The 16,119-nt window shown below is 69.4% G+C and carries 15 protein-coding genes; 8 read left to right on the forward strand and 7 right to left on the reverse strand.

Features of this window, described 5'->3' with window-relative positions; all coding sequences use genetic code 11:
• Positions 1-48: 48 nt before the first annotated feature.
• Positions 49-1,029, reverse strand: coding sequence for a DNA-3-methyladenine glycosylase family protein (locus AC1DNG_RS06900; RefSeq protein WP_476886990.1), 981 nt, complete (start codon positions 1,027-1,029; stop codon positions 49-51).
• Between the two features lie 164 nt (positions 1,030-1,193).
• On the opposite strand from AC1DNG_RS06900, the gene AC1DNG_RS06905 reads away from it, so the two are divergent.
• The gene (locus tag AC1DNG_RS06905) at positions 1,194-1,622 is read left to right on the forward strand and encodes a VOC family protein (RefSeq protein WP_476851356.1); all 429 of its coding nucleotides are present in this window, start codon (positions 1,194-1,196) and stop codon (positions 1,620-1,622) included.
• Between the two features lie 34 nt (positions 1,623-1,656).
• Here the strand turns inward: AC1DNG_RS06905 and AC1DNG_RS06910 are convergent, their stop codons facing one another.
• Positions 1,657-2,850 (reverse strand): ArsB/NhaD family transporter, encoded by a 1,194-nt coding sequence (locus tag AC1DNG_RS06910; protein WP_476886991.1) that lies wholly within the window; start codon positions 2,848-2,850, stop codon positions 1,657-1,659.
• 81 nt (positions 2,851-2,931) lie between these two features.
• Here AC1DNG_RS06910 and AC1DNG_RS06915 point away from each other — a divergent pair, with 81 nt between their 5' ends.
• The 6 genes from AC1DNG_RS06915 (at position 2,932) to AC1DNG_RS06940 (ending at position 9,814) form a co-directional block, all read left to right on the forward strand.
• Positions 2,932-4,317, forward strand: coding sequence for a cystathionine beta-synthase (locus AC1DNG_RS06915; RefSeq protein WP_243181137.1), 1,386 nt, complete (start codon positions 2,932-2,934; stop codon positions 4,315-4,317).
• Between the two features lie 17 nt (positions 4,318-4,334).
• The gene (locus AC1DNG_RS06920) at positions 4,335-5,543 is read left to right on the forward strand and encodes a cystathionine gamma-synthase (RefSeq protein WP_476851353.1); all 1,209 of its coding nucleotides are present in this window, start codon (positions 4,335-4,337) and stop codon (positions 5,541-5,543) included.
• 95 nt (positions 5,544-5,638) lie between these two features.
• Positions 5,639-6,160: a winged helix-turn-helix transcriptional regulator gene (locus AC1DNG_RS06925; protein WP_223913761.1), complete on the forward strand. Its 522-nt coding sequence runs from the start codon at positions 5,639-5,641 to the stop codon at positions 6,158-6,160.
• Positions 6,157-7,518, forward strand: coding sequence for an MFS transporter (locus AC1DNG_RS06930; protein ID WP_223913762.1), 1,362 nt, complete (start codon positions 6,157-6,159; stop codon positions 7,516-7,518). Before AC1DNG_RS06925 ends, AC1DNG_RS06930 begins: the two co-directional genes overlap by 4 nt.
• Before the next feature lie 108 nt (positions 7,519-7,626).
• Positions 7,627-8,985: a glycosyltransferase 87 family protein gene (locus AC1DNG_RS06935; protein WP_476886992.1), complete on the forward strand. Its 1,359-nt coding sequence runs from the start codon at positions 7,627-7,629 to the stop codon at positions 8,983-8,985.
• A gap of 67 nt (positions 8,986-9,052) precedes the next feature.
• Complete coding sequence (locus AC1DNG_RS06940) at positions 9,053-9,814, forward strand: SDR family oxidoreductase (protein WP_476886993.1); 762 nt, start codon at positions 9,053-9,055, stop codon at positions 9,812-9,814.
• 89 nt (positions 9,815-9,903) lie between these two features.
• Here AC1DNG_RS06940 and AC1DNG_RS06945 read toward each other — a convergent pair whose 3' ends face one another.
• The 5 genes from AC1DNG_RS06945 to AC1DNG_RS06965 form a co-directional block, all read right to left on the reverse strand.
• On the reverse strand, positions 9,904-10,386 hold the full coding sequence (locus AC1DNG_RS06945; protein WP_476886994.1) for a hypothetical protein: 483 nt from the start codon (positions 10,384-10,386) through the stop codon (positions 9,904-9,906).
• A 289-nt stretch (positions 10,387-10,675) separates the two neighbouring features.
• Positions 10,676-11,884 carry an acyl-CoA dehydrogenase family protein gene (locus AC1DNG_RS06950; protein ID WP_476886995.1) on the reverse strand — a complete coding sequence of 403 codons (1,209 nt, stop codon included), beginning with the start codon at positions 11,882-11,884 and terminating at the stop codon, positions 10,676-10,678.
• 9 nt (positions 11,885-11,893) lie between these two features.
• Positions 11,894-13,429: an APC family permease gene (locus AC1DNG_RS06955; RefSeq protein ID WP_476886996.1), complete on the reverse strand. Its 1,536-nt coding sequence runs from the start codon at positions 13,427-13,429 to the stop codon at positions 11,894-11,896.
• Entirely contained in the window at positions 13,426-14,637 is a 1,212-nt protein-coding gene (locus AC1DNG_RS06960; RefSeq protein ID WP_476886997.1) for a glutathionylspermidine synthase family protein, read from the reverse strand. Before AC1DNG_RS06960 ends, AC1DNG_RS06955 begins: the two co-directional genes overlap by 4 nt.
• 2 nt (positions 14,638-14,639) lie before the next feature.
• Entirely contained in the window at positions 14,640-15,236 is a 597-nt protein-coding gene (locus AC1DNG_RS06965) for a Tat pathway signal protein (protein ID WP_476886998.1), read from the reverse strand.
• A gap of 185 nt (positions 15,237-15,421) precedes the next feature.
• Here AC1DNG_RS06965 and AC1DNG_RS06970 point away from each other — a divergent pair, with 185 nt between their 5' ends.
• Positions 15,422-16,075, forward strand: a complete 654-nt coding sequence (locus tag AC1DNG_RS06970; RefSeq protein WP_476886999.1) for an MOSC domain-containing protein — start codon at positions 15,422-15,424, stop codon at positions 16,073-16,075.
• The last annotated feature ends 44 nt before the right edge of the window (positions 16,076-16,119 follow it).

Consider the following 16,119-nt stretch of genomic DNA (forward strand, 5'->3'; position numbering starts at 1 on the left):
CCTGATGGGCCGTAAGTGACCCCGCGTTGCTTTCGAGCGAGAGGGAGGTCAGTGGCTGCGGTGGTCCTGGATGGTCATGCGCGGGCCAAATGTCGGTTTCCGGAAGCCGCTCAGCCCGAACATCCGGACCACCCTCTGCCGGTGCCCCGCCCATGGAGCCAGCAGCCTGAGCATGCCGGCGTCGTCTGTCCGGCGGCCGGTCAGGGCGGCGCCCACGTAGGCCGCAAGGTGGTAGTCGCCGACCGAGATCGAATCCGGGCAGCCGTGCGTGCGCTGCACTACCTCCGCCGCCGTCCAGACCCCGATTCCGGGCAGCGTCTGCAGCTTGGCCGCCGCCTCCGCGGCGGGGAGGGCGGCGAGCCGTTCCAGCGCGGCGGCCGAACGCAGCGCCCGCATGACGGTTCCCGACCGCTGCGGGCCCACGCCGGCCTTGTGCCACTCCCAGGACGGGATGTGCAGCCACTGCGCGGCCGTCGGCTGGACCAGCAGATTGGCGGGCGCGACGGTGCCGGCGCCCGGCGCCGCCGTCCCGAAGCGGTACATCAGGTAGCGGTATCCGCGGCGGGCCTCGATAACGGTGACCTTCTGCTCCAGGATGGTCGGCACGAGTGAATCGATCATCCTGCCGGTTGCAGGCAGCCGGATCGCGAGGTTCCGGCGCCGGGCTTCAACCACCAGGCGCGGGAGGGTCGCGTGGAATGCGGGCTCGTCGAAGCCGGACCAGTCGTCGTCGCTCCCGAGCATGCGCGGGACGGAATCGACGGCGTCCCCCGCTCCGGGACCCCAGGCCTGCGCGTCCACGGCAGGGTCAGCCCGCGTCCCGGCCGTTGCCAGGCGCAGCGTGGCCGGACCGCGGGGCGTCGTGAACGCGAACCAGATGCCGTCCGGGGCAGTGCGGATGGACGGGTCGCCGTGGCCGCGCAGCAGCGTGCCGATGGTTTGCATCAAGTCGAACGGGCCGCCCGGGTGCCACCGCAATGAGGCGTCCGCCGCGGCGGCAATGCCTGCGGGGGCGTCTGCAAGGCTCATTCGAACATGTTCCCACGGCCCGCTGACAGCAGCGGCATCCGCGGCAACGACGCAGGGGCCGTAGGGCCCTTAACCTCCCGCGCTGCCGGGGCTAAAATCCGGCTGTGGCGTGATGTGTCCGCGCCCGCCTCTTGGCCCCGAATCCTTGTTCTTGGGAGAGTGTGATGGCTGGTGGAGTGGTACATTTCGAAATCCCCGCAGAAGACGAGGGCCGCGCACGCGAGTTCTACAGTTCGGCGTTCGGCTGGGAGGTAAGCCAGGTGCCGGAGATGAGCTACGCCATGATCAAGACGACGCCGACGGATGCCAACGGCATGCCCTCCGTGCCGGGCTCCATCAACGGCGGCATGTTCCGCCGCGAAGGCGACCTCACATCCCCGGTGGTCACGGTGGATGTCGATGACATCGACGCGGCGTTGGAGAAGATCAATGCACTGGGCGGCAGCACCGTCTTACCGCGCGAGGCAATCGGCACCATGGGCTGGGCCGCCTACTTCCGGGACACTGAGGGCAATGTGGTCGGCCTCTGGCAGAACGCCCCGCGTGAGGGCGGCGCCGGGGCAGCGAACGCCGGGAATGACATCGGCGCCTGACGCGCCGGGCACGCCGGCCCGCAGTGCATCCACCTCACTGCATCCCGGTGGTGAGCCACAGCGCCACGACCGCCAACGGGACGGTGAGGACGACGGCGGCCACGCCGGCGAGGGCGAAGCCTCCCCAGCGGATCTCCACATTCAGGGAGCGGAGCCGCTCGTGCCACAGCAGCGTGGCCAGGGACGCCCAGGGGGTCACCAGCGGGCCCAGGTTCACGCCGATCAGCAGGGCCGCCAGCCGGGCCGGGGAGCCACCCACCGGTTCCAGGGCCAGATAGGCGGGGAGGTTGTTGACTGCGTTGGCTGCCCCGGCGCCCAGGCCGGCGAGCTGCAGGAGCGCCGGCAGGCTCTCGCCCGTGCCGGCGATCCCGGTCAGGAACTGGGTGAGCCCGTTGGCGTGCAGGGTCTCCACCACCATGAACAGTCCGGACGTGAGCATCAGCGGGCGCCAGGGAATCATGGACCAGCGCAGGACGGAGCGCCGCCGCCAGAGGAAGAGCAGGAGCAGGGCAGCAGCCGCCGCGAGTGCCGGGATCTGCACCGGAACCCCGGAGACAAGCGCCGGGAGCAGGACCACCATGACCCCCGACGCCGAGTACAGCAGCACCCGGTCCCGGACCTTATGGACGGGCTGGGGGCCGTACGTGCCGCGCAGGTCCTTCCGGAACGCCAGCCACAGGAGCACCAGCGGCACGAGGATGCCCACCAGGGCCGGGGCCCACACGAGCGAAGCGAACGCGGCGGGGCTGAGGTTGAGCCGCTCCTGCGCGAGCAGGTTGGTCAGGTTGGAGACCGGCAGCAGCAGCGAGGCCGTGTTCGCCAGCCACACCGTGGTCAGCGCAAACGGCAGCGGCGGAATGCGGGCGTGAATGGCCAGCAGCACGACGACGGGAGTCACCAGCACCGCCGTCGTATCCAGCGACAGGAAGACCGTGGAAACGGTGGCCAGGGCGATCGCGAGGAACCACAGCAAGAGGACCCGGCCGCGGCCCAGGGCGGCCAGATGCTCCGTGACGACGCGGAAGAGCCCGGCCTCATCCACCAGTTCGGTGACAAGGGACATGGCGACCACGAACGCCAGAATCGGCACGGTGCGTGCTGCCAGCGCCTGGAAGGCGGGGACCGGCAGCAGCCCGGACACCAGCGCCGCGCACCCGGCCAGCAGCATGCCCGCGGGCAGCGCGTAGCTCTGGAACTTCTTCAGCCGGGCGATCCTCTTCACAGCCATATCCTCGCATCTGCCAGAGCCGTGGGAGCGCCGTGGCCGCGCCGACGTGCCCGCCGCGCCGGAGACGGTAACTTTGTACCTATGAAGTACGCCCCGTCCGTCCTGGACCTCATTGGCCATACGCCGCTCGTCAAACTCAACCACGTGACCGATGGCATCGCAGCCACGGTCCTGGTGAAGCTCGAATACCTGAACCCCGGCGGTTCGATCAAGGACCGCATTGCGGTCAAGATGATCGAGGAGGCCGAACGAACGGGCCAGCTCCTGCCCGGCGGCACGATCGTGGAGCCCACCTCGGGCAACACCGGCGTCGGTTTGGCGCTCGTGGCGCAGCAGAAGGGCTACCGCTGCATCTTCGTCGTGCCGGACAAGGTCGGCGAGGACAAGCGGGCCGTGCTCCAGGCCTACGGCGCGGAAGTGGTGGTCACGCCCACCGCCGTCCCGCCGGACAGCCCGCAAAGCTACTACGGAGTCTCCGACCGGCTCGTCACCGAAATCCCCGGCGCCTACAAGCCGGACCAGTTCTCCAACCCCGCCGCCCCGGCCAGCCACTATGAGACCACGGGCCCTGAGATCTGGCACGACACCGACGGCCGCATCACCCACTGCGTGATCGGCGCCGGGACCGGCGGCACGATCACCGGCACCGGCCGGTACCTCAAGGAAGTCTCCGCCGGGCGGCCCGGCGCCGAGGGTGGCGTCGTGAAGATCATCGGCGCGGATCCCGCCGGCTCGGTGTACTCCGGCGGCACGGGCCGCCCGTACTTTGTCGAGGGCGTCGGGGAGGACATGTGGCCGGCCAACTACGACAAGTCGGTCCCGGATGACGTCATTGCCGTCAGCGACGCCGACTCCTTCGCGATGACGCGCCGGCTGGCGCGCGAGGAAGGCCTGCTGGTGGGCGGCTCCTCGGGCATGGCCGTCGTGGCCGCCATGGAAGTCGCCAAGGACCTCCCGGCCGACGCCGTCGTCGTGGTCATCCTGCCGGACTCCGGCCGCGGCTACCTGGCCAAGATCTTCAACGACCAGTGGATGCGTTCCTACGGCTTCCTGGCCGGCGGGGACGAGGCGTCGGTGGGCGAGATCCTCAAGGCCAAGACCGGTGAACTCCCGGACCTCGTGCACATCCACCCGAACGAGTCCGTCCGCGACGTCATCAACATCATGAACGAGTACGGCGTCTCGCACATCCCCGTTTTGTCCCAGGAACCGCCAGTCGTCATGGGCGAGGTGCTGGGCGCCGTGGACGAACGCACCCTCACGGCCAAGCTCTTCCGCGGCGAGGCCAAGCTCTCGGACAAGATCTCCGAACACATGGAGGCCCGGCTCCCCGTGATCGGCTCGCTCGAATCGATCTCGACCGCCCGCGAACTCCTCTCCGACGCCGACACCCTCATGGTGACGTTTGTCGGCGCCCCGGTGGGGATCCTGACCCGCCACGACCTCCTCGCGTACCTCAGCAACTGACCAGTTCAAGGAGTCCCATGTCTGTGCCCGAAAGCCCGTCCTCAAAAAACCAGGGTTTCAACACCCGCGCCATCCACGCCGGCCAGGCGTTTGAGCCCCGCACCGGGGCGGTGGTGCCCCCCGTGCACTTCTCCTCGACCTATGCCCAGGACGGCATCGGCGGGCTGCGGGCCGGTTACGAATACGGCCGGGGCACCAACCCCACCCGTGACTCGCTGCAGGAGCAGCTGGCGGCCCTGGAAGGCGGGAGCGCCGCGTTCTCCTTTGGCTCCGGCCTGGCCGCCGAGGACTCGATGATCCGCGCCCTCACCCGCCCCGGTGACCATATTGTGCTCGGCAACGACGCCTACGGCGGCACGTACCGGCTCATCAGCCGGGTCCTGGGGGAGTGGGGCATCGGCAACACCCCGGTGGACATGTCCGACCTCGACGCCGTCGCGGCCGCCGTCGCAGCGGGCGGCACGGCCGACGGTGGCGGCAAGACCCGCCTGGTGTGGGTCGAGACGCCGTCGAACCCGATGATGAAGATCACCGACATCGAGGCGCTCGCGAAGGTGGCGCACGACGCCGGCGCGCTCCTCGTGGTGGACAACACCTTCGCCTCCCCGTACCTGCAGACCCCGCTGGCCCTCGGCGCCGATGTGGTGGTGCATTCCACCACCAAGTACATCGGCGGGCACTCCGACGTCGTCGGCGGCGCGATCGTGGTCAACGACCCCGACCTCGCCGAGAAGATCGGCTTTGTGCAGTTCGCCGTCGGCGCCGTGTCCGGGCCGATGGACGCTTTCCTCACCACCCGCGGGCTCAAGACCCTCGGGGTGCGCATGGACCGGCACAGCGACAACGCCCAGGCCGTGGCCGAATGGCTGCTGGGGCGCCCCGAAGTGGAGGCCGTGCTCTACCCGGGCCTGCCCACCCACCCCGGCCACGAGCTGGCCAAAAAGCAGATGAAGAAGTTCGGCGGCATGATCTCCGTGCAGTTCAAGGGCGGCGAGGCCGCGGCCCGCAAGGTGGCCGAATCGACCTCCGTGTTCACCCTGGCGGAGTCCCTGGGCGGGATCGAATCGCTCATGAACTACCCGTCCGAAATGACGCACGCCTCGGTCAAGGGCACGGAACTGGCGGTCCCGGTCAACCTGATCCGGCTCTCGTGCGGCATCGAGGACGTGGAAGACCTGATCGCCGACCTCGACGCCGCGATTTCCTCCCTGGCCGCCGGCAGCTAACTGCACCGTAGCTGCACCGGCCACCGACCCCGGCGCCCGGATCATTCCGCCGGGCCACCCTAGCTTTCTCTAAGAGAGTCAGCTAGGGTGGCCGCATGGCACTTCGATCCGACTGGTCCCAACGGACCTGCAGCATGGCCCGCGGCCTCGACATCCTGGGCGATCCCTGGAGCGTGCTCGTCCTGCGCGAGGTGTTCTTCGGCAACGGCCGCTTCGAAGCCATGAAGGCCCGGCTGGGGGCGGCCGATTCCGTGCTCACCAAGCGGCTCGCCGGGCTCGTCGCCGCCGGGCTCCTGGCCCGGAGACCCTACGACGACGGCGGCCGCACCCGCCAGGAGTACGTCCTCACCGCCATGGGCGAAGACGCCCTCCCTGTGCTCAACGCCGTAGTGATCTGGGCCGAAAAGCATCTCCCGGCGCCGTCCGGGCAGGCACACATGTTCGTCATCCACAGCGGCTGCGGGGAGCGGACCTCCTCGGCTGACACGTGCACGGCCTGCGGGGAACCGCTGACGGCCGCCAACACGAGCTGGCACAGCCTCTCCCGCACCGCGGACCCCGTGCCGCTGGCCTCGGCCGGCACCGGGACCCCTGTCCAGAACGGAACCGCCGCATGAATGCCCCCGAAACCACCGTAACCCCGGCGCCGGTCCGCCGCCGCATCCACCCGGCGTGGACCGTCGCCGCCGTGGCTTTCCTCGCGCTGGTCGGCGCGGCAGGGTTCCGGGCGGCCCCGGGTGTGCTGATGGTGCCGCTGCAGAACGAGTTCGGCTGGTCCACCACCGTGCTCTCCGCCGCGGTCAGCATCAACCTCGTGCTTTTCGGGCTCACGGCACCGTTCGCGGCAGCGCTCATGGAACGCTTCGGCATCCGCGCAGTCACGGCCGTGGCCCTGGTGCTGATCGGCGCCGGCAGCGCACTGACGGTCCTCGTGACCCAGTCCTGGCAGATCCTGCTGACGTGGGGGCTGCTGATCGGGCTCGGCACCGGGTCCATGGCGCTGGTCTTCGCCGCGACCATCGCCAACACCTGGTTCGCCAAGAGCCGCGGCCTGGTCATCGGCATCCTCACCGCCGGCAGCGCCGCCGGGCAGCTCGTGTTCCTGCCCTTCATCGCCGCCCTTGCCCAGGACCCGGGCTGGCGGCAGGCCTCGCTCCTCATCGGTGCCGGCGCGCTGGCCGTGGTGCCGCTCGTGCTGATGTTCCTGAAGAACTCACCGGCCGACGTCGGCGTGCTGCCCTACGGGGCGACGCCGCCGGCCCCCGGCCCGAACGCCGGCACGGAATCCAGCGGGCCCGAACCGACAGGACCGGCCGCCGGGCAGGAAGTGCAGGAGCCCCGCCGGAACGCAGCGGTCCGTGCCCTGCAGGTCCTCAAACGGGCCAGCAAAGTGCGTACCTTCTGGGCCCTGGTGGCCGGCTTCGCGATCTGCGGCGCGACCACCAACGGGCTGATCGGCACCCACTTCATCCCCTCCGCCCACGACCACGGCATGCCCGAAACCACCGCGGCGGGCCTGCTCGCCGTCGTCGGCCTCTTCGACATCATCGGCACCATCGCCTCCGGGTGGCTCACGGACCGCTTCAACCCCCGGATCCTGCTCGCCGTGTACTACCAGTTCCGCGGGATCGGGCTGCTGGTCCTGCCGCTGCTGCTCAGCGCCACCGTCCAGCCCAGCATGATCGTGTTCGTGGTCATCTACGGCCTGGACTGGGTCGCCACGGTGCCGCCGACCGCCGCGATCTGCCGCCAGGTGTTCGGTGCCGACGGGAGCGTCGTGTTCGGCTGGGTGTTCGCGGCCCACCAGCTCGGCGCGGCCGCCGCTGCCCTGGCGGCCGGGGCGGTCCGGGACGCGACCGGCCAGTACACCTACGCCTGGTTTGCCGCCGCTGCCATGTGCACCATCGCCGCCGTCATCAGCGCCACCATCCGCAAGGACGCCCGGAAGCCGGAGTCCGTCCCGGTCCCGGCGTAGCTGTTCTGTAGACTGACCCGACAGCGAGGGCGCGTTTGCGCCGCCCTGGACGGAACCGACCAAACGGCCAGCGTCTACATCAGCAGCCCGATGGGGGAGTACATGTCAGTGCCCGTTTCAGACCGCAGCCCGGCGCGGTATTCACCCGTCCCGCACCTGTTCCGGCTCTCCGTCATCCCGGCCATCGCCGCGGTGGGCTACTTCATCTGGATCTCGCTCGGAGTCTGGGGCAAGCACGGCCTGGACTTCAGCGTCTACTGGTACGGCGGCAAAATCCTCAACGACGCCGGCGCGGCGCCCTCAGCCCTGTATGCGGGCAACGTGGACTGGGCCGGCGGACCGGCGCTGATGTTTACCTACCCGCCGTTCGCCGCCATCGTCTTCGGCCTCTTGGCCCGGCTGCCCCTGGCGGCGGCGCTGACCCTGTTCAACGCCGCCGGCGCCGGGGTGGCGATCCTGGCCGCGGTCCGAACGGTCCGGTACTGGAACGCGAAAGCCCCCTGGCGCGACACCTTCCGGGCACCGGGCAACGGCTGGGCCGCCGCCGTCCTGGTCCTGGCGGTGCTGAACCTGGGTCCCTGGCGCGAGACCCTGGTGTTCGGCCAAATCAACGCCCTGCTGATGGGCCTGATCGCCGTGGACCTGTTGGCCCGCAACCGGCGCTGGGCCCGCGGTTTCCCCGGCAGCGGCTTCCTGGTGGGCGTCGCCGCCGGCATCAAGCTGACGCCACTGGTGTTCGGGCTCTACTTTCTGGTCCGCAAGGACTGGCGCGGGCTGGGCAACATGGCCGCCGGCTTCACCGCCACCGTGGCGGCCGGCTGGCTGCTCCGGCCCGCCGAATCCCTGCAGTTCTGGCTACAGATGCTGCCCGACACCTCCCGGATGGGGGGAGCGGGCTACGTGGACAACCTGTCCATTAAGGGCGCCCTGCTGCACTTCGGGGTCCCGGAAGCGCACGTCACCGTGCCGTGGCTGCTGCTGAGCCTGGCGGTTGTGGCCGTGGGCGCCGCAGTGATCAAGGCCGCCAGCGATCAGGGTGCCCGCGTCGTGGCCGTATCGGCGACCGCGCTCACCATGCTGCTGATCAGCCCGGTCTCGTGGTCCCACCACTGGGTGTGGGTCGCGGCGGTCTTTCCGGCTTTCGCCTGGACCCTGCGGGAAGCTCCGCGCCGGTACGTCGGGATGCGCTGGACCATGGGCGGCGTGCTGGGCCTGTCGATCCTCGTATTCCTGTTCTCGCCCAAGACCATCGGTACGGCCCTCGGCGCCGAAAACCTCGACATCCAGACGCCCGGGCTGTGGATCATGGCCTCCAGCGCCGGCGTCTTCTGCGCCCTGGCCGTGCTGGTGTGCTGGCTCGTGGCCCTGCGGCGGGATCCGCTGGGGCCGGAGCCGGACCTTGCCCCCGAGCCGGCTGCCGAACGGGACGTCCGGGCCGCCGACTCCACTTCCTCAGCCTCCTTGTAGGCACCGCTCGTAGCAGGCCGCGCACCTGGTAGGCACCGCGCCGGCCGCCACCGCTAGGCTGGTCGGCATGAGCTCCCCCGACGGACGTAAGACGGCCCTTGTCACCGGTGTCGGCCGGCTCGCCGGAATCGGCGCAGGCATCGCACGCCGCCTCGCCGCGGACGGCTGGGACCTCGTGCTGACGTACTGGCAGGACTACGACGCGCGGATGCCGTGGGGAGTCCAATCGGACGACGTCGAGCGCCTCACCGCCGAGCTCGAGGCGATCGGTGCCGCCGTCGTGGCGCTGCCGGCGGATTTCCAGGACCCGCACGCCGTGGACCGGCTGATGTCCGCCGCCGCGGCGGATGCCGGAACCCTGCAGGGTCTGGTGCTCAGCCACGCCGAATCCGTGGACTCCTCCATCCTGGACACGTCCCTGGAGAGCTTCGAGAGGCACTTTGCGGTCAACACCCGGGCCAGCTGGCAGTTGATTGCCGCTTTCGCCCGGCAGGCCGGTCCCGAGGGCGGCGCCATCGTGGCCCTGACCAGCGACCACACCGCTTTCAACCTGCCCTACGGGGCATCAAAGGGCGCCCTGGACCGGATCGTGATCGCCGCCGCCCGCGAACTCGGCCCGCTCGGGATCAGCGCCAACGTCCTGAACCCGGGACCGGTGGATACCGGCTGGATGGATGAGCCGCTCCGTGACGAACTGGCCCGCCGGCAACCCGGCGGCCGGCTGGGCACACCGGCGGACGTGGCCGGCACCGTCGCGTTCCTGCTCTCGCCCGAGGGCCGCTGGATGTCCGGGCAGCTGGTCAAGGCCGACGGCGGATTCTCCGCCTGAGCCGCTGAACCGCGGGAACGCTCTGATTCATGGAGCGTGTGTGGTGTTGGGGCAGCGTCCGGTGGTGGCCGGACCCGGTCAGCCGGCGCTCAGCCGGCGGTCAGCAGGGCGAGGGCGGTTGCCAGTTCGGTGGCGGCCCCCTGGAGGAGGCAGGCCGTCTCCCGTGCCCGGGTCTTGCGTCCGGACTGGAGGTCGGCATCGATGAGGTCGGCGATGAGTTCGAGCCGGCACGCACCGGCCTTGGATGCGGACCAGGACAGGCTTTGGGCGGCCAGGCGCGCGCCCTCCCAGTCCCCGCCGGCCAGGGCCTGGTGAATCTTTTCGACCCGGTGGGGAAGCATGAACTGGAATGTGCTGACGAAGTCGTGGAACTTCCACGACTGGACCGTCCCCGTGCTCTCCTGAAGCCGGTCGCGGTCCAGGACGAGTGCCGCGCTGATGCGGGCCCGGTGCCGGTGGGGTCCCTGGCCGGAAGCGGACCTGTCCTGGCCGTCCCCGCCCGCGCCGGCAGTGGCGTGACGTGCCGGAAAGAAACGAAGTGTCCACGCGGCTGGCTTCGCGTTGAGACTCATGATGTCCCCCTTTACTTGGCAGCCTGTTCCACCCGTCGGGCAGGAAGAGTGCTCAGCTCCTGTCTGGGACGGGCGGGACGACGTCGGTTCGACCGGCCAGAGAAGAAGTGCCGGGGGCTATTTGGCTGCCTCTGCTCCGGTGGCGATGGCACCACTGTACGAATGCGCCCCCGGGAGGACACGAGTGTTGGCTACCCGTAAACCCGGCAGTCACCACTTGTATCACTGGCCTCATCCGTAGCGCGTGACGAGCGGACACGGAACACCGCCGCGAAATACCCCGCGGCTCTCAGCGGAAGGCGGGGAGACCCGTGATGTGCTGGCCCAGGATCAGGGTGTGGACCTCGTCGGTGCCCTCGTAGGTCCGGACGGATTCCAGGTTGGCGGCGTGCCGCAGCGGGGAATAGTCCAGCGTGATGCCGTTGCCGCCCAGAATCGTGCGCGCCTCCCGGGCAATGCTGAGCGCCTCCCGCACGTTGTTCAGCTTGCCGAGTGAGATCTGCTCCGGACGCAGCCTGCCGGCGTCCTTGAGCCGGCCCAGGTGCAGGGCCAGGAGTGTGCCCTTCTGGATCTCCAGAACCATGTTCACCAGCTTCTCCTGCGTCAGCTGGTACCCGGCCAGCGGCTTGCCGAACTGCAGCCGCTCCTGGGAGTAGGCCAGCGCGGCCTCATAGGAATCCCGCGCGGCGCCCATAGCTCCCCACGCGATCCCGTACCTGGCCTCGTTGAGGCAGGAGAAGGGACCCCTCAGCCCGCGCGCCGCGGGCAGCAGCGCCTCCGGGCCCAGCCGGACGGCGTCGAACGTGATGTCGCACTGGATGGAGGCGCGCATCGAGAGCTTCTGCCCGATCGGCGTCGCGGTGACGCCCGCGGTGCCGGCAGGGACGAGGAAGCCGCGCACGCCGTCGTCGGTCATGGCCCACACCACCAGCACGCCCGCCACGGAGGCGAGCCCGATCCAGCGTTTCGCGCCGTCCAGGATCCAGCCCGCGTCGTCGCCGGAGCCGTCGCGGCGGGCGAAGGTCTTCATCGAGGCGGGGTCCGAGCCGGCCGTGGGCTCGGTCAGGGCAAACGCGCCGATCAGTTCGCCGGCGGCCATCCGGGGGAGCCACTCCTGCTTTTGGTCCTCGGAACCCCACTTGTGGATGGCCGTCATGGCGAGGGAGCCCTGCACGGAGACGAACGTGCGGACGCCCGAATCGCCGGCCTCGAGTTCCATCGCCGCGAGGCCATATTCGACGGCGGAGCGTCCCGGGCAGCCGTAGCCCTCCAGGTGCATGCCGAGCACGCCGAGCTCGCCAAGTTCCGGGGCGAGCTCGAGGGGGAACACGGCGTCCTCGTACCAGCCGGCGATGCCCGGCCGGATCCGCTGGTTGGTGAAATCGCGGACGCGCTCGCGCACGGTGCGCTCCTCCGCGCTCAGCAGGGAATCGATGGCCAGGACATCGGAGACGTCGGAAAGGTTGGCCTCATTGTTCATGCCAGCTTCGTTGCTCATGCCAGCATCCTACGGCCGCACCTGCAGGGGCGCGCCGGCGGCGGGCTGGTGCTGCAGGAAGTAGCCCCGCGTGGACGGCGCGAAACGGCAGACGGCGGCCAGCGCCACGCCCAGTCCCAGGAGCAGCACGCCGCTGATAAAGGCCCCGCCGACGCCGAAGATCTGCGTATCACCGTAGTCCGGATCCCACATCTGCACCGCCGAGACGAAGAATGCCGCAGTCAGCATAAGGGCGCCGAGCAGGGGCATGACGCCGCGGAACCAGAAGTTCCGGGCCGAGCCGCGCAGGGTCGCGCGGAAGTACCAGACGCACGCGAAGCCGGTCAGGGCGTAGTAGAACGCGATGAACAAGCTGATCGAAGTGATGGAATCGGCGAGCAGGTTCTCGCTCAGGAGACTCATCAGGACGTAATAGGCGACGGCCGCGGCACCCATGACCTGGGTGGAATACCCCGGCGTCTGGTTGCGCGGGTGGACCTCGCCGAACCTGCGCGGCACGGCTCCGTGCACGCCCATGGACAAGGTGCCGCGGGCCGTGGGAAGGATGGTGGTCTGGGTCGAGGACAGCACCGAGGCCAGGACGGCGACGACGATCAGCCAGCCCCAGGGGCCCAGCACCACGTCCTTCATGGCCAAGAAGACATCGTTCTGGTTGGCCTCGTTGCCCAGCCCAATCCCATCCGTGCCCACCGTGGCATACATCATCACCAGCAGGGCCACAGAGACGTAGATCGCCACGAGGACAAGCGCGGAAATGACGGCGCCTCGGCCGGGCGTGGTGGCAGGGTTTTCGGTCTCCTCGTTCACCGCGAGGCAGGTGTCCCAGCCCCAGTAGATGAACAGGGCCAGCAGGGCTCCGTGCACCACCGCGCCGGGATCGGCGAACGCACCGGCGGGGTTGAACCATTCAAGGTCGAAGGCTTGGCCAGTGGCCGCGCCGGGCACCGCGCCCGCGATCCGGAAGATGATTGCCATCGCGAAGATGCCCAGCGAGAGGTACTGCACGTAGGTCAGGACCCGCTGGACATGTTCCCCGAGGCGGATGCCGCGGTAGTTCACGAAGGTCATGAACACGATGAACAGCACGCCGGTGGCGGTGACCACGAGGCTGTTCCCGGCCAGCGAACCGTCGCCGATCAGCAGCCACAGGTACTGCCCGGCGACCTGGGCGAGGTTGGCCAGGACCACGACGCCGGCCAGGGCCACGCCCCATCCGCCCAGCCAGCCGGCCCAGGGACCGAACGCCCGGCGGGCCCAGATGAAGGTGGTCCCGCAGTCCGGCATGGCGCTGTTGAGCTCACGGAAGGCGAAGGCGATGAAGAGCACGGGCACGAAGCCCAGCAGCAGGATCAACGGGGTGTAGTTGCCGTTCACCGCCACGATCAGTCCCAGGGTCGCCGCGAGCGAATAGACCGGCGCGGTGGAGGCCAGCCCCAACATGACGGAGTCTCCGAGATCCAGGATCCCGGCGCGCAGTCCCTTGGCCGGAACTGCCGCGGGACCCCCGGGGCTGCCGGCCGTCGTCGTCGTGGTTCCGGTGCTCATAGGGCAATACCTGCCTTGCTGGAGTGGGCCTGGTTCGAGGCCGGGGCGGGCGCGTCAATCGTGTTGGGCACGAAGCGGCAGAAGTAGTCGGTGATGGGCCCGTCCGACTCGCGGATGCCGCAGCCGACCGATTCGCCGTCGACCACCCAGAGGCCGAGCACAGGGCGGTTGCCGTCGAAATCGGGGAGGGCATGGAACTGCTGGTAACACCAGCCTTCCCGGCCGTAGTCGCCGGGCTGTTCGAGGTCGATGCCGGCGGCGTGGATCCTGATGTTGTCCCCTTCGCGGCCGTGCAGCGGCTTGGCCACCCACTCCTTGAGTGGCCCGGGACCGTCAAGATAGGCCGGAAGCAGGTTGGGGTGGTCCGGGTAGAGGTGCCAGAGCGCCGCGAGCAGGGCCTTGTTGGACAGGAGCATCTTCCAGGCCGGCTCCACCCAGCGCGGATTGTGGGCGCGCTGCAGCAGCCGCTGCCCGAACGGCTCCTTCATCATCAGTTCCCAGGGGTAGAGCTTGAACATGGTGCTGATCATGAAGTTGTCCAGGTCCACGAAGCGGTTGAGGTTCGGATCCCAGCCGATGTCGGACATGTTGATGCCGATGGTGGTCCAGCCGGCCTGGCTCGCGACGTCCCGCATGTAGGCTGCCGTCATCCAGTCCTCGCCGGATTCTTCCGCCTCGGAGTGAGCGACGTGGAGCGTGCTCATGCCGGTGCGGTACTGCAGCCTCTTCCATTGCCGGATGAGGGCTTCATGGATGCCGTTCCACTGGTCCTTTTCGGGAAGGACGTCCTGCAGCCAGAACCACTGGGCGACGGCGGCCTCAATGAGTCCCGTAGGGGTGTCCGCGTTGTACTCCAGCATCTTGGCCGGGCCGCCCCGGCCGTCGTAGACGAAGTCGAAGCGGCCGTAGACGTCCACATCGCCGGCCTGCAGCGATGCAGCCGCCAGTTCCAGGGCCTGCGGCCCGATCCCGATGTTGCCCATGGCGCCGGTGGCGAGGAACTTCGCGGCCTCGAGGCACATGCGGTGCATGTCCTCGGCGGCCTGTTCGAGGGTCTCCACTTCGTCCATGGTGAATTCGTAGTAGGCGCCTTCGTGCCAGTACTCGACGTTCGTGCCGTCGGGCAGCGCCGTGGTGGAGAAGACGAGGCCTTGTGCTTCAATCCGCTCTTTCCAGTCCGGCCGCGGCGCGGATCCCAGTCGTTTCATCCCTAGCCTCCCGTGCTTCCGCCCTTGGCGCTGCCGCCGAAGCCGCCCCTGCTGACCGTGCCGCCCTTGGCGCTGTACCCCGTGGACGCCTTGGCCCCGGTGGGGACGGTCCTGCTGTAGCTGGGGTAGCCCGAACGGTTCTGGCCCAACCCGGGCACGCTGGCGCCGCGGGAGTAGAAGTACCAGGCGTAGATGCCGGAGCTGCGGCCGTCCGTGCTGCTGTTGTTGCACCGGGCATCATCGACCCGCTCGCCGGTGTCGTCGTTGAAGCACACCTGGGCGTAGTCGGAGTCGTCCTCGTTGCTGGCCACCATGGCGGTGATCGTGCCGGCCAGGAGCGCCGTGACGCCCAGCCCGACGACGGCGGTACGGCGCTGCGAACGCTTCTTCCGCGCCGCCGCGGCCGCCAGGCCGCGCTCGCGTTCCAGGGCGAAGGGGTCAACGACGGCGGGGGCAGGGGCGTCTGCCGGAAGTCCCGGCGGCGCGGGCTGGCCGGACTGGTTTTGCAGCTCGGGCCGCAGCTCCGGCTGGGGAATCTGCCACGGAGGCTGCTTCCGGTCCTGCCGTGGACTGTCCGGGTGCTCGTCGTTTCGGCCCAAATGTGTCCCCTCACGTCTGGCCGCAGGGTATCCCGCGGAAGGCTTGCGTGCTTTTCCCGACGCCAGCCTAACCGGCCTCCGGATCCGGGGCGATGGAAAGGGCGTGCCGTGTCTGCGGCGGGCGCGGGAAGCGTGCCGGCGCTGAGTCCGGGGCCGCGGGCACGCCGCAGGCCTACACTGGTGCCATGGAAACCGCATCCGTGCTTGCTGTCTGCAGGGTTCACCAGCTGCTCGATGATCCTGGCAGCGTCGGGGTCACCGCGATCGACAAGCGCCCGGTGGGCGGACCGGTGAAAGTCCATAAACTTGGCCTGCGCGGTGATGTCCAGGCCAGCAGGATCCACCACGGCGGCGAGGACCAGGCACTCTACGCGTACTCGCAGGACGACGCCGACTACTGGGCCGGCGAACTCGGCCGGGACATGCCAGCGGGCATCTTCGGCGAAAACCTGCGGATCGCGGGCCTCAACGCCTCCAACGCCGTGATCGGCGAACGGTGGAAGGTCGGACTGGACGTCGAGGTGGAAGTCACCTCCCCGCGCATCCCCTGCGCCACCTTCCAGCGGCGGATGGGCGAGCCGCACTGGGTCCAGCGGTTCACCGAGGCCGGCAGGGTGGGCACCTACCTCCGCGTGGTCCGGACCGGCAGCATCGAGGCCGGAGACCACATCCACCGGCTCTTTGTTCCTGCCCACGGCGTGACAATCGCCAAGTGGTTCACCGATCCCACCCTGGAGGACATGGAGGCCCTGCGCGACGCCGACGCCGACGGCCAGATCCGCCTGCAGCCCGAGTACCACCAGAGGTTCGAACAGCTGCAGCGCCGTCTCGGGGTCTAGGCGTGGGGAGCCGGTGTGCGCAAGCTCACCAGCCCCCGTCGGCC

This window comes from Arthrobacter sp. 01T425, assembly GCF_056398725.1.

Excerpts from the sequence above, each read along its gene's own strand:
- AC1DNG_RS06900 (WP_476886990.1), bottom strand. The coding sequence starts at position 1,029 with ATGAGCCTTGCAGACGCCCCCGCAGGCATTGCCGCCGCGGCGGACGCC.
- AC1DNG_RS06905 (WP_476851356.1), top strand. The coding sequence starts at position 1,194 with ATGGCTGGTGGAGTGGTACATTTCGAAATCCCCGCAGAAGACGAGGGC.
- AC1DNG_RS06910 (WP_476886991.1), bottom strand. The coding sequence starts at position 2,850 with ATGGCTGTGAAGAGGATCGCCCGGCTGAAGAAGTTCCAGAGCTACGCG.
- AC1DNG_RS06915 (WP_243181137.1), top strand. The coding sequence starts at position 2,932 with ATGAAGTACGCCCCGTCCGTCCTGGACCTCATTGGCCATACGCCGCTC.
- AC1DNG_RS06920 (WP_476851353.1), top strand. The coding sequence starts at position 4,335 with ATGTCTGTGCCCGAAAGCCCGTCCTCAAAAAACCAGGGTTTCAACACC.
- AC1DNG_RS06925 (WP_223913761.1), top strand. The coding sequence starts at position 5,639 with ATGGCACTTCGATCCGACTGGTCCCAACGGACCTGCAGCATGGCCCGC.
- AC1DNG_RS06930 (WP_223913762.1), top strand. The coding sequence starts at position 6,157 with ATGAATGCCCCCGAAACCACCGTAACCCCGGCGCCGGTCCGCCGCCGC.
- AC1DNG_RS06940 (WP_476886993.1), top strand. The coding sequence starts at position 9,053 with ATGAGCTCCCCCGACGGACGTAAGACGGCCCTTGTCACCGGTGTCGGC.
- AC1DNG_RS06945 (WP_476886994.1), bottom strand. The coding sequence starts at position 10,386 with ATGAGTCTCAACGCGAAGCCAGCCGCGTGGACACTTCGTTTCTTTCCG.
- AC1DNG_RS06950 (WP_476886995.1), bottom strand. The coding sequence starts at position 11,884 with ATGAGCAACGAAGCTGGCATGAACAATGAGGCCAACCTTTCCGACGTC.
- AC1DNG_RS06955 (WP_476886996.1), bottom strand. The coding sequence starts at position 13,429 with ATGAGCACCGGAACCACGACGACGACGGCCGGCAGCCCCGGGGGTCCC.
- AC1DNG_RS06960 (WP_476886997.1), bottom strand. The coding sequence starts at position 14,637 with ATGAAACGACTGGGATCCGCGCCGCGGCCGGACTGGAAAGAGCGGATT.
- AC1DNG_RS06970 (WP_476886999.1), top strand. The coding sequence starts at position 15,422 with ATGGAAACCGCATCCGTGCTTGCTGTCTGCAGGGTTCACCAGCTGCTC.